Origin of the sequence: Peptoniphilus equinus, from assembly GCF_027921445.1 — a bacterium.
GTDB classification, from domain to species: Bacteria; Bacillota; Clostridia; order Tissierellales; family Peptoniphilaceae; genus Peptoniphilus; species Peptoniphilus equinus.
In genome coordinates this window covers 1,082,431-1,100,294 of sequence record NZ_CP115667.1, presented here as the reverse complement: position 1 = coordinate 1,100,294, position 17,864 = coordinate 1,082,431, and the positions used below count along the sequence as shown (strand labels likewise).

At 30.1% G+C, this 17,864-nt stretch carries 18 protein-coding genes and 1 pseudogene; all 19 read left to right on the top strand.

Translation table 11 applies throughout. The annotated features are described in order from the left end of the window. The first annotated feature begins 81 nt into the window (after positions 1-81). On the top strand, positions 82-3,141 hold the full coding sequence (locus tag O6R05_RS05225) for a phage tail tape measure protein (RefSeq protein WP_271190944.1): 3,060 nt from the start codon (positions 82-84) through the stop codon (positions 3,139-3,141). Between the two features lie 4 nt (positions 3,142-3,145). Then, on the top strand, positions 3,146-3,508 hold the full coding sequence (locus O6R05_RS05220) for a hypothetical protein (protein ID WP_271190943.1): 363 nt from the start codon (positions 3,146-3,148) through the stop codon (positions 3,506-3,508). Positions 3,509-3,544: 36 nt separating this feature from the next. Then, a complete protein-coding gene (locus O6R05_RS05215; protein ID WP_271190942.1) occupies positions 3,545-5,416 on the top strand; it encodes a hypothetical protein in 1,872 nt (623 codons plus the stop codon). Further along, on the top strand, positions 5,403-6,788 hold the full coding sequence (locus tag O6R05_RS05210; RefSeq protein ID WP_271190941.1) for a hypothetical protein: 1,386 nt from the start codon (positions 5,403-5,405) through the stop codon (positions 6,786-6,788). The genes O6R05_RS05215 and O6R05_RS05210 overlap by 14 nt, the downstream gene beginning before the upstream one ends. 1 nt (position 6,789) lies before the next feature. Further along, positions 6,790-7,191 carry a phage holin family protein gene (locus tag O6R05_RS05205; protein ID WP_271190940.1) on the top strand — a complete coding sequence of 134 codons (402 nt, stop codon included), beginning with the start codon at positions 6,790-6,792 and terminating at the stop codon, positions 7,189-7,191. Beyond that, positions 7,192-8,001 carry an N-acetylmuramoyl-L-alanine amidase gene (locus tag O6R05_RS05200; RefSeq protein ID WP_271190939.1) on the top strand — a complete coding sequence of 270 codons (810 nt, stop codon included), beginning with the start codon at positions 7,192-7,194 and terminating at the stop codon, positions 7,999-8,001. It begins immediately after the preceding gene. Positions 8,002-8,086: 85 nt separating this feature from the next. Then, positions 8,087-8,278, top strand: a complete 192-nt coding sequence (locus tag O6R05_RS05195; RefSeq protein WP_271190938.1) for a helix-turn-helix transcriptional regulator — start codon at positions 8,087-8,089, stop codon at positions 8,276-8,278. 95 nt (positions 8,279-8,373) lie between these two features. Next, a pseudogene (locus O6R05_RS08310) lies at positions 8,374-9,208 on the top strand (IS30 family transposase); the annotation flags it as partial. A gap of 331 nt (positions 9,209-9,539) precedes the next feature. Then, complete coding sequence (locus O6R05_RS05185; RefSeq protein WP_271190937.1) at positions 9,540-9,692, top strand: hypothetical protein; 153 nt, start codon at positions 9,540-9,542, stop codon at positions 9,690-9,692. Between the two features lie 371 nt (positions 9,693-10,063). Then, on the top strand, positions 10,064-10,657 hold the full coding sequence (locus tag O6R05_RS05180; protein ID WP_271190936.1) for a hypothetical protein: 594 nt from the start codon (positions 10,064-10,066) through the stop codon (positions 10,655-10,657). Further along, positions 10,638-11,672, top strand: a complete 1,035-nt coding sequence (locus O6R05_RS05175) for a radical SAM protein (RefSeq protein WP_271190935.1) — start codon at positions 10,638-10,640, stop codon at positions 11,670-11,672. The genes O6R05_RS05180 and O6R05_RS05175 overlap by 20 nt, the downstream gene beginning before the upstream one ends. Then, positions 11,648-12,013 carry an SPASM domain-containing protein gene (locus O6R05_RS08305; RefSeq protein ID WP_390904747.1) on the top strand — a complete coding sequence of 122 codons (366 nt, stop codon included), beginning with the start codon at positions 11,648-11,650 and terminating at the stop codon, positions 12,011-12,013. The genes O6R05_RS05175 and O6R05_RS08305 overlap by 25 nt, the downstream gene beginning before the upstream one ends. Positions 12,014-12,016: 3 nt before the next feature. Next, positions 12,017-12,904, top strand: a complete 888-nt coding sequence (locus tag O6R05_RS05170) for an ABC transporter ATP-binding protein (protein ID WP_271190934.1) — start codon at positions 12,017-12,019, stop codon at positions 12,902-12,904. Beyond that, complete coding sequence (locus O6R05_RS05165) at positions 12,894-13,655, top strand: hypothetical protein (protein WP_271190933.1); 762 nt, start codon at positions 12,894-12,896, stop codon at positions 13,653-13,655. Before O6R05_RS05170 ends, O6R05_RS05165 begins: the two co-directional genes overlap by 11 nt. Beyond that, the gene (locus O6R05_RS05160; protein ID WP_271190932.1) at positions 13,645-14,484 is read left to right on the top strand and encodes a radical SAM protein; all 840 of its coding nucleotides are present in this window, start codon (positions 13,645-13,647) and stop codon (positions 14,482-14,484) included. Before O6R05_RS05165 ends, O6R05_RS05160 begins: the two co-directional genes overlap by 11 nt. A 26-nt stretch (positions 14,485-14,510) precedes the next feature. Then, positions 14,511-15,809, top strand: a complete 1,299-nt coding sequence (locus O6R05_RS05155) for a radical SAM/SPASM domain-containing protein (protein WP_271190931.1) — start codon at positions 14,511-14,513, stop codon at positions 15,807-15,809. Positions 15,810-15,825: 16 nt separating this feature from the next. Further along, positions 15,826-16,215, top strand: a complete 390-nt coding sequence (locus O6R05_RS05150; protein ID WP_271190930.1) for a hypothetical protein — start codon at positions 15,826-15,828, stop codon at positions 16,213-16,215. Then, entirely contained in the window at positions 16,191-17,066 is an 876-nt protein-coding gene (locus tag O6R05_RS05145) for an ATP-binding cassette domain-containing protein (protein WP_313791030.1), read from the top strand. Before O6R05_RS05150 ends, O6R05_RS05145 begins: the two co-directional genes overlap by 25 nt. Positions 17,067-17,630: 564 nt before the next feature. Then, entirely contained in the window at positions 17,631-17,840 is a 210-nt protein-coding gene (locus O6R05_RS05140) for an SHOCT domain-containing protein (RefSeq protein ID WP_271190929.1), read from the top strand. The last annotated feature ends 24 nt before the right edge of the window (positions 17,841-17,864 follow it).

Genomic DNA, 17,864 nt, shown 5'->3' with positions numbered 1-17,864 from the left:
CCTCAAGATAAGTATAGCAAAAATTGATAAAAACATCAATAAAAACACTGATAAATATATCTTTAAAGAGGAGGTGAGATATTGGCAAATAGAATAAAAGGGATAACTGTTGAGATTGGTGGGGATACTACCAAACTTCAAACTGCATTAAAACAAGTTAATACGGAGATTAAACATACTCAGTCTGAACTTCGTGATGTTAACAAACTTCTTAAACTTGATCCTGGCAACACTGAACTTATCTCCCAAAAGCATAAGCTATTAGGACAGACCTTAGAAGAAACAAAGAACAAATTAACCTCTTTAAAAGAGGCACAGAAACAAGCTGAACAGGCACTTGCAGAAGGAAAGATTTCCCAAGAGCAATATGATGCTCTTAAACGAGAGATTATTGAAACAGAACAAGCCCTTAAATCTCTAGAAAGGCAAGGGGCAACCACAAATCAGACTCTTCAAAACATAGCTATTACTGGAGAAAAATGGCAAAATACAGGGCAAAATATAGAAAACGTGGGAAGAAAAATGATGCCAGTATCTCTTGCAGTAGCAGGTCTTGGAGTAGCAGCTGTAAAGACTGCATCAGATTTTGATTCTGGTATGTCAAAGGTAAAAGCAGTATCTGGTGCAACAGGGTCCGACTTTGACGCTCTGAGAGAAAAGGCTCGTGAAATGGGAGCCAAGACCAAGTTCTCAGCATCTGAAGCGGCAGAGGCTATGAACTATATGGCCATGGCTGGTTGGAAAAGTAAAGATATGATTGGTGGTATTGAAGGAGTCATGAACCTTGCTGCAGCTAGTGGTGAGGACTTAGCGACTACTTCGGATATCGTTACAGATGCCCTTACAGCCTTTGGTTTAAAAGCAGAAGACTCTTCTCATTTTGCTGATGTTCTTGCTGCTGCATCATCTAATGCCAATACCAATGTTTCATTAATGGGTGAGACCTTTAAATATGCTGCACCTATTGCTGGGACCCTTGGATACTCAGTTGAAGATACAGCAGTAGCTATAGGTTTAATGGCTAACGCAGGAATAAAAGGTTCACAAGCAGGGACAGCCTTAAGGTCTGGACTAACAAGACTGGCATCACCAACTAAAGAAGTTATGAATGGAATGTCCATGTTGGGCTTATCTATTGAAGATGTACAGGGTCTTTCACTTGATGAGACATTAAGTACCTTTAGAGTAGCCTTTGCCAATTTAGATGGGACTCAAAAAGCACAAGCAGCATCCATGATATTTGGTAAAAATGCTATGTCTGGAATGTTGGCAATTATAAATGCCAGTGAGAAAGACTACAACAGTTTAAGTGATGCCATATATAACGCTGATGGAACAGCAGAAAAAATGGCTGCTACTATGCAGGATAACCTAGCTGGTCAATTAAAGATACTACAATCTGCCTTAGAAGAATTAGCCATATCTTTTGGAGAACTTTTGATGCCTGCTGTCAGAAAAGCAGTAGATATATTAACAAAACTGGTAAATGGACTTAATGCACTTCCAGGTCCAGTAAAAGGTATTATTGCAGGTATAGGTCTTTTTATAGCTGCTCTTGGACCTGTACTTATGATTGTAGGAAAACTTATCTGGTCAATAGGAACTATTATGACCAAAGGACCTCTAATAGTAGGAGGAATAACTAAGATAGTTGGAATCTTTACAGGTACACTTATACCAGCAATTACTGCAGTAGTATCAGCCATTGGGATTGTTCCTATTGCTATTGGTGCAGTAATAGCTGGTCTTGTTCTTTTATGGAAGAAGTGCGACTGGTTTAGAGAAGGGGTCATCTCCATATGGGAAACTATTAAGGAATCAACTGTTGCTATTTGGAATGGGATAAAAGAGTTCTTCGTAAACCTCTGGCAAGGAATATCAGAATCTTGGACAAGTACCTGGACTGAAATCACAAGTTTTCTATCAGAATTTTGGTCTGGATTTATTGAAGGAGTTAAAACTACTTGGAAAGACATCAAGGACTTCTTTGCCAACCTATGGAATGGACTTTCTGAAGGATGGAACAGTATCTGGACATCTATAACAACTTTTCTAACTGAATCTTGGAATACCTTTATTGAGGGAGCAAAGAGTCTATGGCAAAGTTTAGGAGAATTCTTTACGAGCCTCTGGACGGGAATTCAAACAACTTTTACCAATATATGGACAGCTATATCAACTACAACTACAGAAGTATTTACAGCAGTTGGAGAGTTTATCAAGACTACTTGGGAAGGTATTAAGACTTTAATTTCAACAGTTCTTGATGCAATTAAAGTAAAAGTAGAAACCATTTGGAATGGACTAAAAGAGTTCTTAACAACAGTCATCACTGCCATTGGAGAATTTATTTCTACATCCTGGACCAATATAAAAACGACTATTGAGACTATCTTGACTTCTATTAAGACAGTTCTTGAATCAATCTGGAATGGGATAAAGACCTTTATCTCAGCAACAATGAATAACATTAAGTCCTTTGTTTCATCTGCTTGGAACTCCATAAAGTCGACTATTTCCTCTGCAGTAAATACCGCGAAGTCAGCAGTATCGTCTGCCTTTAATTCTATGAGATCTAGTATTTCATCGACCATGTCAAATATTCAGTCCACTATTAGAAATGGATTTAATAATACAGTTAATCACATTAAGAATTTGGCATCACAAGCCTATACATGGGGAGCAGATATGATTAACGGAATTGCAAGAGGGATTAGAAGTGCGATTAGCAATGTGACATCTGCTGTATCGAATGTGGCATCAACTATTAGGTCTTACTTGCACTTTTCAGTTCCAGATGTTGGCCCACTTACTGATTATGAATCATGGATGCCAGACTTTATGGAAGGGCTATCTAAAGGAATTGAGAAAAGTAGAAATCTTATACAGTCATCAATGAAAAATGTGGCAAGTGATATGGTTATAAATCCTAAATTAGCTACTGTTGGAATGAGCGGTAATTCAAGCGAAGGAAATGGAATAGATATTGGAAGACAAATATCAGAAGCCCTATCAAAGATAAACCTAAAATCAGAGAATACCGGAGATATTGTTATTCCGGTTTATCTTGGAGGAACTCTACTAGATGAGGTTATTGTCAATGCGTCCATGCGTAAGAATTTAAGAAGTGGAGGAAGGTAAATAAATGAAACACCAAACCTATTTAATTATTGAAAATATAGACCTCCCACTTCCTGATTCTTATTCTTTAGAATATAGAGACATAGAAGCGGACACAGGTGGCGAAACGGAAGCTGGAACAATCCAAAGAGATATTGTAAGACATAAAGTGGCGAGCATATCTGTAGAGTTTTCATGCAGTCCGAAACTGGTAAAGATTTTAAGTGGTTTTACAAAAAAATCCAATCTAAAGGTTAAATACCTAGATACAGAAACATTAGAATTAAAAGAGACACAAATGTATATAGATAAGTTTCAAGTCAAACTAATAAAAGATACCTCTTACAAAGGACTGTGGGAAGTATCTTTTCATTTAGAAGAGTATTAATAGTCACAAGTTGATACTTGATTAGGAGGTGATGAGATGTATTCCACAAGCGATGGATATAAAGTAGCGATAAAGAAGAATTCTCGTAAGTTTTATTGGACGGGAAATATAATCTTAAAAGATGAAACCATCATTCCTTTTACAAATAAAAATATCCTAAAAGGTTCCGGATACATTCATCGTTCCTGTTCAGGCTCCTCTGAATTAGAAATTGGAACAGTCTATGCATCAGAGTTTGGTATCAGCCTTTTTTCTAATATAGATAGATACAGTTTAGAAAATTCAAGATTAGAACTTTTTTATCATCAAGAGTTGGATAATGGAACAATAGAATCAATTCCCATGGGAATCTTTGATGTAACAGAAGCCAATAGGTCAAAGAAAATATTAGAACTAAAAGGCTATGATTATATGCTACGCTTTGATAAAGCTTTCCCCTTAACTGACACCTTTGGAACAGCCTTTGAATTACTTAGCCTATCCTGTGAAAAATGTAAGGTGGAATTTGGCATGACGGAGGAAGAACTGTCTACATTTGTTAACGGAACTGAAGTCCTTGCCATCTATCAAGACCATGACATAGAAACCTACAGAGACTTTATTCATTACATCTCCCAAGTTTTAGGTGGATTTGCCCAGATTAGCAGAGATGGAAAATTAATTATTAAGACATATGGAGAAAACTTAGTTACAAGTATAGAGGCAAAAGAAAGATTTTCTTCATCTGTATCCGATTTTAAGACTTATTATACGGCAATAAACTCTACAAATGTAAAGACGAAAATAGCTGAATACTATGCCCTTGAAAATGATGATGGCTTAACGATGAATCTTGGTATCAATCCACTGATGCAATTAGGACTTCCCGAAAAAAGAAAAAGAATGTGTGAAGCCTTACTTACAGAAATTACTAAAATTCATCACACACCCTTTGATGCCATAACCATTGGCGATCCGTCTTTATATGTAGGAGATAGAATAAGCCTTAAGTTTATGGATGAAAATATAGAAGGGCTTATTACTGACATTGAGTACAAGATTAATGGAAAGCATAGGATTCTTGGAGTAGGTAAAAATCCGTACCTATCCAAGGCCAAAAGCAAGAATGATAAAAATATAGTAGGACTTTTAAATCAGATTGAATCGGAAAAGTTGGTAGTCCATGCCTACTCCAATTACTCTGCCTTTAATCTTTCTACAACAGACACGCCAATAATTCGTATAGAATTTGCCTCCAATAAAGAAACGGAGGCAATTTTTAATGCCTCTATCCTGTTAAATATTATTTGTGATACTGAAGAAAAAATTAGAAAGATATCTAGAAAGGTCAAGAAACAAGTAGAGGTTTTAGATGAAGAAGGTAAGTCCTATGATCCTCCAAAGTATGAAGAAAAAGAAGAAGTAGAGAAACTAGACTTTCTTGAAAATATAGAAATACCAACAAGGCTAGTTGTTACTTATGTTTTTAATGATACGAAAATAGAACATCACATTCCAAAAGAAACCTACTTAAGTGGTGACCACATTCTAAATCTTTTTTATCCACTAACTAAACTTCAGGAAAAGACGATGAATAATTTCTCGGTATTAATTAGGCTTGAATCAGGAAAGGTCATGATTGGAAACGGTAATGCTATCGCAGCTATATCTGGTCAGTCTCTTGGTTCTACAGAAGCTTGGGATGGAAAAATTAAGATTGATGAATCTTGGAAGAGAATTGAACTTAGTCATTCATTTCTTCTTAGGAAACTTAAAGCAAACTACAAAGTAGAAAGACAAGTCCCAAGACCACTAGTATTTAATGAGAAGGTAAGAAGATTTAAATATCAAGGATTGATACTTGGAAAATATAAAGAAGAGATTACTACAGCATTTAAAGATAAGGAGGAAGGAAATGCTCAAGGGTAAATCAGTCATTGAACTAACTGATGTGAGGACAAATACGAAGGAGATATATGAAGATGAAAACTTAATAACGAATGCAGTCCCAGATTTATTAAGACTGAATCCATCGGGACTTATGTATCCAGTCGGAGAGGAACTTGTAACAAAATTTCACGAAGAGATTTTTCCAATTGCCAATAAGTGCTATGGTGGAATCTTATTATTTGAAAATCCTCTTGATGAAGATCCAAATAAAATAATTCCGCCATCTGATAATCAAATCATAGGTTATGCATCCAATGATGTTAATTCAACAGATGCATCAAAAAGAGGGTCGGCAAACTTAACTGAATCTTCTCCCATAGAAAATGGATATAAATTTGTTTGGGATTTTTCTACATCGCAAGCTAATGGAAGAATATCGTCACTGGCGTTGACCCATTATAGAGGAGGAAAATATTTCTATGGAGATACTCACGGAAGAGACCCGTTCCTACTTTTAAATAAAACAAAAATGAATTCTGATAGAAATGTTACTGATATTTATCAAGGTTGTGTAGAATATGATATTGAAAACAGTACACTTATATCAATCTGGCCTAAAAACAAGACTTCTATAGATATTGTCAAATTTAGAGAATCAATTACAGATATCGGTTTAAATGATCCAATATTTACAAAGGGAAATTATCAAGAAGAAAGAATGATTGTAGATGCAAAGGAGTTTTTTGACAAAGTATATTATTGGAAAGAAACATGTTTTTATAACGGACCAGATGGTTATTGGTATGGATTTGGGACTAAGTACAATAAGTTAATAAGGATGAAGATTTCCAAAAAAGATTATTCTACTACTGTGGATGAATGGTCTTTAAATGACATTAGCTTATATAAACTTGGAGATTATAAAGACCAAGATTCAAGCTATTGTGAGAGAAGAGCATATAGCTGTATAAAGGACGGATATCTATATGCTATTGGTGCTGGAAATGATGATAACTTGTTATACAAGATTAACATTAATAATCCTGTTGATATTAGCAAATTTGATCTAGAGTATGATATTCAAAGAATTACTTATTCTGGTGAATATATGTATTTATTTAATTGGGGAGATTATATTCTAGGGCATAAATTTTCAATAAATAAGAACGACGAGATTATTCGTAGAGATGATAAAACAGAGTACGAAGGTAGAAGCATTCCGTATTTAATGTCCACACCGCTTCAATTAGGACCATTAATACTTGGTTATGGAGGCTATGAAAATTCGTTTTATAAACTTCTATTTCTTCACACCCCATACCTTGGAACAATTAATAACTTATCAAGTCCAATATTAAAAACGACAGATAAGACAATGAAAATAACATATACCTTAACAGAGGAGGAATAAAATGAACAAATTCTTTGAAATACTAAAAGTATGTTTTACAGCTATCGGAGGATGGTTGGGATTTTATCTTGGAAGTGTAGATGCTTTTATATACACACTACTTGCTTTTGTAATAGCTGACTATTTAACAGGGGTTTTAAGAGCAGGGGTCGAAAGAAAGCTATCCTCATCCATAGGATTTAAAGGGATAGCAAAAAAGATTATGATTTTTATAGTTGTAGGAATCGCAAACCTATGTGATGTAAATTTAATTAAAGGTGATGGAACTGCTGTAAGAGGCGCCATCATCTTTTTTTATATAGCAAATGAAGGACTCTCTATTTTGGAAAACTCTGTAGCACTAGGCTTGCCAGTACCAGAAAAACTAAAGGCGATTTTAAAACAATTCAAGGAGGAAAAATAAATGAGTAATAGCCCATTAGTACAAGCAACCATTCTCTCACCGAACCATAGTGGAAGAAGGAATCAAAAAATTACTAAAATAGCAATCCACCATGCAGCTGGAGTTATAAATGGTAGAAATCTTGCTGGGATATTTGTTCCAAGGTCAAGAAAAGCCTCGGCTAACTACAACTTAGGATCCGATGGAGTAATTGTTTTGGGGGTTGATGAATCTAACAGAGCCTGGACAACCTCATCTTCCTGGTGTGACAATAGAGCAGTTACAATAGAAGTAGGAAACTCTACGAGAGGACCTAAGTGGTTAGTTTCTGATTACGTTTTAAATAGACTAATTGATTTGGTGACAGACATCTGCAGAAGAAATGGAATCTATCCTTGTACCTATACTGGAGGTAAGGATGGCGTTCTTCAAAAACACGAGTGGTATAAAAATACAAATTGTCCTGGTCCATATCTAGGAAGTAAGTTCCCATATATAGCAAGTGAGGTAAATAAAAGACTCAGAGGAAATAATACTGTTAGTAAACCAGTAGGTTGTTTATATAGAGTTAGAAAATCCTGGTCTGATGTAAAAAGTCAGAAAGGTGCATTTAAGAATTTAGATAATGCCAAAAGATGTGCCGATAGATTCAGATTAAAAGTTTTTGATGACAATGGTAAGATAGTTTATCCAGTTGGAAAAACGATCGACCAATTAGCAAGGCAGGTTATAAATGGAAAATGGGGTAATGGAGATGAGAGAAGAAGAAGATTAACTAATGCTGGATATGATTATTATACAGTTCAGAGAAGAGTAAATGAGCTTTTATAATCATTCTCATCTAATCATAACAAAAGTTGACAAAAAATATAAAGAACATTATAATCATATTCCTAAGAAAAAGGAGGGATAGTATTTGGGAAATAATATTAAATATTACAGACAAATGAAAGGAATTACTCAACAGGAATTAGCAGATAAATTAAATGTTAGTAGGCAATATATAAGTGAAATAGAAAACGGTAAAAAACTTCCTACAGTAAAAATTGCTTTTGATTGTGCTGGGGTTCTATGTACAACGTTAGAAATGCTTTTTTATTATTTATAAATCCTGGATAGTAAAATTAAGCTAGATACCTTGAAAGAATGAAAATGCATTAATGATATACTAAATCCATATCAATCACAACAAAGATAGGGAGAGTGTACAAAACGGCTTACAAACATCTTACCATAAATGAACTCATTTCGATAGAGCATTATAACTTAGAAACAATGAGTGTAACTGAGATAGCTAAAAAACTAAATATAACAAGACAAACAATATACAATGTCATAAATTTCCTTGAAGATAGCCATACAATCATAGGCTTCCACCATAGGCTTCCACGAAAGATATAAGAGAAACAAATCAAAATGCGGTCGTACAAAGAAAGAACTAAGCCCACAAGAAAAAGAATATGTTGATGAGAAAATCAAAGCTGGTTGGACTCCAGACGTGATTGTAGGCAGAGGAGAAATTAAACTATCTATGTCTTCTAGAACCTTGTACAGAAGATTTAAAGATAGTCCAAATTATGACCCAGGAAAATTGCCTATGAAAGGGAAAAGAAAGAAAAATGGACATAAAGAAAAAAGAGGGAAACAAAGTTTTAAAAGAAGCCTAGAAGATAGAGCCATAGAGCTTCCAGCCCATGATAAAGAATTCGGTCATTTAGAAGGAGATACAATCATAGGCAAAGACCATAAAAGTGCAGTAATCACACTTGTAGAAAGGCTTAGCAAGGCAATAATAACCCTCAAACCTAAAGGAAGAACAGCCAAAGATGTGGAAAATAGACTTAATGAATGGCTAAGTAAACTACAAAAAAACCTGTTTAAATCAATCACCTTTGACTGAGGAAAAGAATTTTCAAATTGGCAAAGTGTATCGAACGAAAATGATATATCCATATTTTTTGCTGATCCAGGATGCCCTAGCCAAAGGGGGTTAAACGAGAATTCAAATGGATTACTAAGACGTGGTGGTCTACCGAAATAAAAAGATTTTAGAAAAATTTATGAAATTAGTGCATCCGTGTCTAGTTTAATTTGACAAATGAAAAATTAAAAAATAGAGCTTTAATTGTAGAATATACAAAATTAAAGCTCTATTTTTAATGCAATTATCAACAATAGTTGACACGAATATTTAACTATGATAGATTAATTTTAATGAATAAAGAGCAATCATTTGGGGTTTCATTGAGAAAATTGAATTTGTAATATCAAACTTAGGCTCTGGATATTTTATTTGTTACTTTGTTTTTAAATGTGTAATTTACGCATTTAAATGTATACCTATCTATAGATTCGTAAGGAGGTTCATAATGAATAAAGAAAATACAGAAAAAAAACAAACTTTGAAAATTGTAAAAGTGAATGGAACAAAAAACGATATGAAAGAAAAAGGTTTCTTCTTATGTGGAGGAGATGATGTTTGTTCTTGGTATGATGGGGTTTGCAATCCAAAATACCATTAAAGATTTTATATATTACTTAATAAGGCTTGATTTAATAAGTGGTTTACAATTATAAGGTCATGCAACTAAAAATATAAATAGGTATTATTTTAAAGAGAATGTTTTTGGTTTTTGGTCTTTGAGCCTTTCATTCTCTTTTTTTTAGGGGTGAGTGAATGAGAAAGTGCTTAAAGTTTGAACTAATCAAATTTATCAATATGAAAATATTGTTATTTTTTTTACTATTCCAAGCGTTATGGACAAGTATAATAGCGTGGTCTATTTTTGATTCTATAAACGGCGAGATAATTGATAATTTTATAGTAATAAGGACCTTAATCATAAATGGAAATTTTCATATTCCAATAATAACAGTGCTTTTTATTGGAAGTATGTTTTCTATAGAATATGAAAATAATATAGAGCTTGCTTTAAAGCTATACAAGAATGACCACATGGAAAGATATATATTTAAAATATTAATATGCATAATATATATAGCTGTTGCATATTCCATACAATTTCTTGTAGCATTTATAGTCCAAAATAACATACAAGTAAAAAGTATGGATCTTTCTTTTGTAGTTGTAAATACTGAAGTGATTTTTGAACAAAGATATGCTTTATTTAATATTTTGACTCTATATTTAAATCAAGTTATAGGCTCTATATTTATTTTAGAACTGTTTATATTGAATATATTTTTATTCAAAAATTATTTAAAGTCAGCTTTGTTTACAATAGCTTTAATTTCAATGATGAATGTCGTTGAATATGTTATGTTCTCTTTTACTAATATATCTAATGGTTTATATAGATATTTACCTTTAAATTCTGAATATACTTGGAGAAGTCTTAAATTTTTACAATTTGGAGACCTAGCAATAGGATTAATAATCTTTTCAATATTGTTAAGTATAATTAATATGATCATACTTAACTATTATTTTAGGAGGAATTTGTATTATGAAAACTATGAATTATGAACAGATTAGATTAATCAGAGGTGTAGACTCTAATATACTTTTTGATGGTGCCAATGGAGATCTGTATTTTTTAGATGATACAACAGCAAAACTCCTCCAATTTTATATGGATAAATATTATTATTTTATAAATGATGAAGAGTTTATTACAGCGATGAAAGATGTAAAAATAATAGACAAAGAATTTGATATAAATGAAATAGAATCAATATTTGAGAATAGAAAAAACACGTCAGAAAAATTAGATTCAATCTATAGACAGTTAAATGAATTAGAAAAATATTCTTCATTGAGCATAAATGTTTCAGAAAAATGTAATTTTGACTGTATATATTGTTTCGGTGATGGTGGAAATTATGGTAGAAAAGAAAGCCTTATGAGTTGGGAAGTTGCTAAAAAAATAATCGATCATTGGATTGAAAATATAAATCCTAAAACAAAAATATATTACGTCAATTTTTTTGGTGGAGAGCCTTTTCTAAATATAGAACTAATTGAAAAAGTTGTTTCATACTTAAATAGTATAGAAAAGCTAAAAAGAAAAATTCAATATATTGTAACAACAAATGGTAGTATATTTAATACTAAGATAAGAAATTTACTTAATAGCAATAATTTTGAAATAAGTATCAGTATAGATGGGTTGTATTTTATACACAATAAAAACAGACCTGATAAAAGTAGAATGGATACTTTTGACAATGTGCTAATTAATTATCATAAATTTTCAAAATGTGCAAAATCTTTGTCTGCACAAATAACGGTTAATAAAAAAGACATCAAGTATTTATTTGATTCTGTAAATTACTTATGGAGCAAAGGTGTAAAAAGGATATATATTAATTTGGTATTTGATGAGAATGTTATATATGATGAATGTGACTTTATTGATTATAATTTGCAATTAGATAAATTATTAAAAGTTACATTTGATAATTTAAAAAACAACAGAGATAATATATATTGTAATATTTATGATTTGGCAAAAAAATATATAAAAAGAGATTTTCTGTAAATTGTTTTGCTAGGAGAAATCATGGACTTATTTCTTCTACAAAAGGTGATTTATATAGTTGTTATAGAGGAATTGGCAAAGATGAGTTCCTCTTCGGAAGAATTAAAGACATTAAAAGTAATGATATACCATTAATAGGATGGGACATAGAAAAATGTTCTAAGTGCTTTATACAACTTTATTGTGGAAATGGATGTCCATATGAGAATTTAATATATAACCATGATTTTTATAAACCTAGTAAAAACTTCTGTATCAAGTCTATTTTAGATTTTGAAAAAAGCTTAAGTTTTTTATCAATAATAATAAAAAACGATTTTGGGTATTTACTGGAGGATTAATACATGAAAATTGAAGTTTCTGGCATAGAAAAGAGCTTTAAAGGTATTAAGGTATTGAGAAACATAAATTTTGAAGTTGAAAGTGGAGAAGTTTTTGGAATTATAGGACCAAATGGTGCTGGTAAATCTACCTTATTACGAATAATACTTGGTTTATCTAAACCAGATAAGGGAAAAATTTTAATTTCAGGTGGGACAAATAAAGAAAACGATTATTTTGGTGCTTTAATAGACGGAGCCTCTTATTATGAATACCTCACAGGTAGAGAAAATTTAGAATTCTTCCAAGAAAAGTATAATGAAAAAGAAGTAATAGACTTATTAGATTTGGTTGGATTAAGCGAATTTGATTCTAAAAGAATAGTAAAAGAATATTCTCTAGGAATGAAACAAAGATTGGGTATTGCTTTAGCTCTGATAGGAGATAGACCCTTTATTATTTTAGATGAGCCATTAAATGGCTTGGATGCAAAGGGAATTTATGATGTAAGAAATATAATCATAGAATTAGCGAAAAAGAAGAACAAGGTCGTAATATTAACAAGCCATATATTATCAGAAGTTGAAAAAGTTGTAGACAAGTTAATTGTTTTTAATAAAGGTTTAATATTATATGAAGGAGATTTATCCAGTCTAGACCAGCAGTATACAATTATAACAGAAAAAATCCTAGAACCAAAGATTTGTAAAATCATATTTGCAGATAGTTTAAATAAGACAGTTTTTGTTAACACCAATATCATAGAAATAAAAGATTATAATTTAAATTTTTTAAATGAAGTTTTATATAAGCTATTAGCTAACAAAATCAATGTTGTTGAAGTTCGTAACAACAAAATGAACTTAGAAAAATTCTACTTCAGTTTACTGGAGGTAAATAATGTTGATTAAAGAATTAAAAAAGATTAGAAAATTGATAAGTGTTAAGTTTTTAACATATTTAAATCTACTAATGTTAAGTATGTTTATATTTAAAGAAAGCAATAAGACTAATTTTTTTGATTTTTATTTTAATACAAGTTTAGATTTATATAATGTTATTCTTTTCTTTAATATATTAACATATGTAATAATTGGGGAAATTCTTTCTGAAGAATATAAAAAAGGGCCGTTAGACTATCAAGTAATAAAATATAAAAATATTGTAAAAGTTATAAGCAATAAATTATTAGCTACATTTATATTTGTCTTAATTTTCCTATCTTTTGATATATTAATAATATTTTGTTTTGGTATTCAAAAAAACTTAGAACCATATCAAATTTTTGATGCTAGCGGACTTGTAATTTTAAATGATAGTATAGTTTTAAATTCATGGCTAAGATTTGGTTTGTACAATATAGATTTATTATTTGGAATAGCAATGACCGTGATATTAAGTGGCTTGGTGGCTACTTTTTCTAACAATAAGATAACAAGCATTTTAGGTTCTTTTATTGCTAATATGTTTTTAACATATCCTATTCCTGGTCTAAGTAATACGCGTTCAATAATATTTTATAGAGTCCCTATTATAAATGTATATCTTGAGATATATGACTATATAAAATATTTTCAGACATATTTTTCAATATATATCTTTGATCTTCTAATCGGTTTAATTATAATAATTCTTTTGTGGAGGAAAAAATATGAATTATAAGTGTTTAGGATTACTTTATACAAGAAAATGTACAGAAAATTGTACGATATGCTGCTTTAATTGTTCGCCAAAACGACATGAAAAAATGCATAAAAAGGATGCTATTAAATTTATTAAAGCTGCAATAGACAATGGAATAAGATATATAGGAATATCTGGAGGTGAACCGTTTATATATTTAGACGAAATTGAAGAAATTATGAACTATTTTAGAGATGAGTGCATATTCAATATAACAACTAATGGATTCTGGGCAATTGAGAAGGGGAAAACTAGAAATATTTTAGAGAGATTGGTTAACAATAATTTAGTAACATTAAAAATAAGTATTGATAAATATCACTTGGCTAATATTAGCATAAATAACATGAAAAACATTCTTAACGAGAGCAAGAAGATAGGATTAAAAGTTGTGGTAGGTACTACTATTTTAAAAAATGACGATATAGGAAAATTGATAACTGAATTAAAGGAGGAACTGATATCAACAGGAATATTTATTCATCCATGTTATAAATTCGGGAGGGCATCAATATATTTTGATGACATTGACTTCATATACGATAATGAAATTAAAATTAGATGTCCGGAAGGAAATATAATTACAATTGATTATAATGGAAATATTTATCCATGCGGATCAATTTTTGCGATTGAAGCTTCTAGATGTGCAGGAAATTTTTTTGAAGCTAAATTTACCGATTTAATGAGAAACTGCATAAATATTTGTCCGGACATTAATGAATTAAATAAATATTACAATGAAACTAGATTCATGAATAATTATATTGATTCTTGTAATGTTTGTTATAAATATTATCAAAATTAAAATTGTTTTTTGGGGGACTCAAAATTATGAAAAGAATCAACTCTATTTACTATTGTAAGAATGATGAAAATTGTTTAATATATTTAAATTTAAAGAATATTTTAATGAAAACTGATCTTGGAGTTTATGATTTTTTAGAAAAAAGAGAGTACTTGAAAGAAAGCTCAGACAATTTTATTGAAAATGCATTAATGGGTATTGACATAGAGAACAAAAGTTCGTTAGAAGAATATAAAATAAAATCTAATAATTCTGAATATAAAATAAAAGCAATTACATTGTTCATGACATATAGTTGTAACTTAAGATGCACATACTGTTATGAAGGGAGAAGTCAAGAAGACCATGACGAAACCTTTTTCAACGAAGAAAGTTTATCTTCTTTTATAAGTTTGCTAAAAGAACTGCCAATTGAAGAACATTGTACATTAATATTTTTTGGTGGAGAACCTCTTATAAATTTCAATATGATCAAAAAAGTTGTTGAATCTATAAAGTTAGATAATAATTTGAAAGATAGATTTTTTTATAGTATAACAACCAATGCGACTTTACTTGATCATAATATAGTTAAGTTTTTAGAAGAAAATAAATTCGCAATTACAATATCTATTGATGGCAATGAGTTAAAAACAAATGTAAATAGAAAAACAGCTTCAGGGGAAGGAGCATACAATTACATAGTGCCCAACATTAAATTGCTCAAAAACTTCAATATGATTGGTAGAGTAACTATAACAGACAGCAACATGGATTTAATAGACAACCATAAACATTTGTATGAATTGGGATTTAATTCTATTGCACAGTCTGAGTCTTATGAAAGAATAAAGATGATAAACTATTCAGTTTTAAACAATGAAATAAAAAATTATTATAATTATTTTATGCAATGTTTGCATGAAAAAGATTATACTAAATGTAGTTCGTTTAAAGACATAGTAAAGCAATTAATATCAATACATTTATCAGTTAGGCAAGAAAGGCATTGTGGGGCTGGGGTAAGTTTAATAGCGGTTACACCAGACGTTAAAATAATCCCATGTCAAAGATTTTTAGACAAGAAGCTTGGAGATAATAATAAATCATTCATTGAACTCTGTAAATATGACAATAAATATAATAAAAAATACAAGTGCAATGAATGTATTGCTTACTCAACATGTTCTGGTGGATGCTATCATAGTAATATAATATTTGAGGATTATGATTCGAGTAATTCTCCATTTTGTAAGTTAAACAGGACAAAAATAACTAATGCAATAAAAGTTTATTCTGAATTAGAAGAATCGGAAAAAGAAATTTTATTTGCAAAGATGTATTAAAATTTAGGTAAAATAAGTGAAATCAATACTAATAGAATTTTTCAAAAAACATAAATATGTTTTTTGTGTTTATATAGTTCTAACAATTATTTTTTCTATTACTTCGATAATTATTCCGAAAAAAATGGGGATATTTATTGATGAACTTTCAGTATATAAAGATTTCAAATATTCTTTGAAATTTGCAGAGGTGGTTCTACCAGTAATATTAATATCACAGTTATTAAATTATTTTAGAAATTGCTTACAAGAGACATTAAAATTTGAGCTCGATACTTATCTCAACGAAAATTTATTAAAAAAATATTTGGACTCAAACTATGAAAGAACTAAAAAACATATCAAGGAAGAATTAATAAAAAGATTAACAACTAGCGTTCAATATATATATCAAAGTTCATCATAACATTTATAAACGTTATATTCGCAAACCTGTTTAGTATATGTCTGATAGGACTTACAATATATAGTTCCAATAAAAATTTGTCGTTTTTATTATTTCTCATAGCTCCATTTTATGCTTTGATTAATTATTTTTTTAGAAATAAATTAAAGAATGCGGTTATAAAAAATAAAAAATCTGATGAAAAATATTTTTCTATATACTTCAAACTTATTATTAAAATAGAATATATAAAATTAAACGCCCTAAAAAATAAGGTATTAACTGATTTAAATAATGAAAAGAGGTTTTTTAAACAAAGTAAAAGCAAGCAAATAAAATATGAAAACATTTATATATTTGTTTCAAGCTTAATGAGTAATATATTTAGAGTCATATATATATTATTATTAGGTTATTTTATGATAAAGAGAAAAATTACTATCGGGGAGTTCACTACGATTATTACGTTATCTAGTCAATTATTAAGATATACAGATTCAATTATGGATATTTTGAGAGATTGGAATGTATGCACAGCCCATGTTGGAAGTTTAGATGAAATTATTGATAGCATTTCTTATGTAGGAAACAAGAATAAGAAATTAAAACAAGAAACAAGCTCAATAAATTATTTAATAATAAAGAATTTATCTTATAAAGTGGATGATAATATAATAATAAATGATTTTTCATATAATTTTCAAAAAGGTATGATATATACAATTAATGGTCCCAATGGTAGCGGGAAATCAACTTTATTAAAAATAATTTCAGGGTTATTAAGAGATTATGACGGGATAATAAAAATAGACGATTGTGATATTAAAAATTTAGATATAGATTATTTACTAGCAGGAGGATATTTCAAATGAAAAATAAAATATTTGTGATTTCACTAATATTAACAATAATAGCTTGTATCCCAATTCTTTTCGTAGGTACATCTCAATTGTATGGATTTTTATCGGAATTCAATTATTATATACTTAGCCCATTTTGTTTTCCCACTCTCATTTTAATGCCATGGGTTTATAATAATAAGAAATTATATTGGTGGTATATTCTATTATTTCCATTAGCGTGGAATATATTTTTTATTTATTATTTTTTCGATGGTAAACCTTCCAGTTACATAAGTATAATTTTCTTTTTTATAGGGGTTCTAGCATCTCTATATTTAAAAAAGGCATTAAAAAAATGATATAAACCTATTATTTGATAGTAACAAATTAACAAATAAAAATGTAATTAGCTATTTAGACCTATTAGTATTTCAATTGAAATACTAATAGGTCTTTTTTGTTTACTCAAGAATTTCGATATTCATGAAAATTCATTACTCAAAACCACTCTCTATGTCCTAAGGAATATAGAGGAAAGAAAGCTAAGGTTAAAAATAGCCTTAATTTCTTTGCCTGTGATATAGGAGGTGGAGCATGAGAGTAGAGAAGTTTGAAGGTGAAAAAGAAGTTATAAAAACTGAATACACTGAAAGGGATTTAAAGGCAGAGCTTAATTTCTATCTATCGGATAAGTTCATCCAAGATCTATTTCTTCTAGATGAAATTAGCCTTGAAGAATATAGGAAAATTAGAAGAGAAAACATTAAAAAATTCAGACCTATTCTTTCAGAATTACTGCTATAAGACTTGATATATACTCATTTGTAC

Bases quoted from the DNA above. Each gene is read 5' to 3' on its own strand.
- O6R05_RS05220 (WP_271190943.1), top strand. From the start codon at position 3,146: ATGAAACACCAAACCTATTTAATTATTGAAAATATAGACCTCCCACTT.
- O6R05_RS05215 (WP_271190942.1), top strand. From the start codon at position 3,545: ATGTATTCCACAAGCGATGGATATAAAGTAGCGATAAAGAAGAATTCT.
- O6R05_RS05210 (WP_271190941.1), top strand. From the start codon at position 5,403: ATGCTCAAGGGTAAATCAGTCATTGAACTAACTGATGTGAGGACAAAT.
- O6R05_RS05205 (WP_271190940.1), top strand. From the start codon at position 6,790: ATGAACAAATTCTTTGAAATACTAAAAGTATGTTTTACAGCTATCGGA.
- O6R05_RS05200 (WP_271190939.1), top strand. From the start codon at position 7,192: ATGAGTAATAGCCCATTAGTACAAGCAACCATTCTCTCACCGAACCAT.
- O6R05_RS05185 (WP_271190937.1), top strand. From the start codon at position 9,540: ATGAATAAAGAAAATACAGAAAAAAAACAAACTTTGAAAATTGTAAAA.
- O6R05_RS05180 (WP_271190936.1), top strand. From the start codon at position 10,064: ATGTTTTCTATAGAATATGAAAATAATATAGAGCTTGCTTTAAAGCTA.
- O6R05_RS05175 (WP_271190935.1), top strand. From the start codon at position 10,638: ATGAAAACTATGAATTATGAACAGATTAGATTAATCAGAGGTGTAGAC.
- O6R05_RS05170 (WP_271190934.1), top strand. From the start codon at position 12,017: ATGAAAATTGAAGTTTCTGGCATAGAAAAGAGCTTTAAAGGTATTAAG.
- O6R05_RS05165 (WP_271190933.1), top strand. From the start codon at position 12,894: ATGTTGATTAAAGAATTAAAAAAGATTAGAAAATTGATAAGTGTTAAG.
- O6R05_RS05160 (WP_271190932.1), top strand. From the start codon at position 13,645: ATGAATTATAAGTGTTTAGGATTACTTTATACAAGAAAATGTACAGAA.
- O6R05_RS05155 (WP_271190931.1), top strand. From the start codon at position 14,511: ATGAAAAGAATCAACTCTATTTACTATTGTAAGAATGATGAAAATTGT.
- O6R05_RS05140 (WP_271190929.1), top strand. From the start codon at position 17,631: ATGAGAGTAGAGAAGTTTGAAGGTGAAAAAGAAGTTATAAAAACTGAA.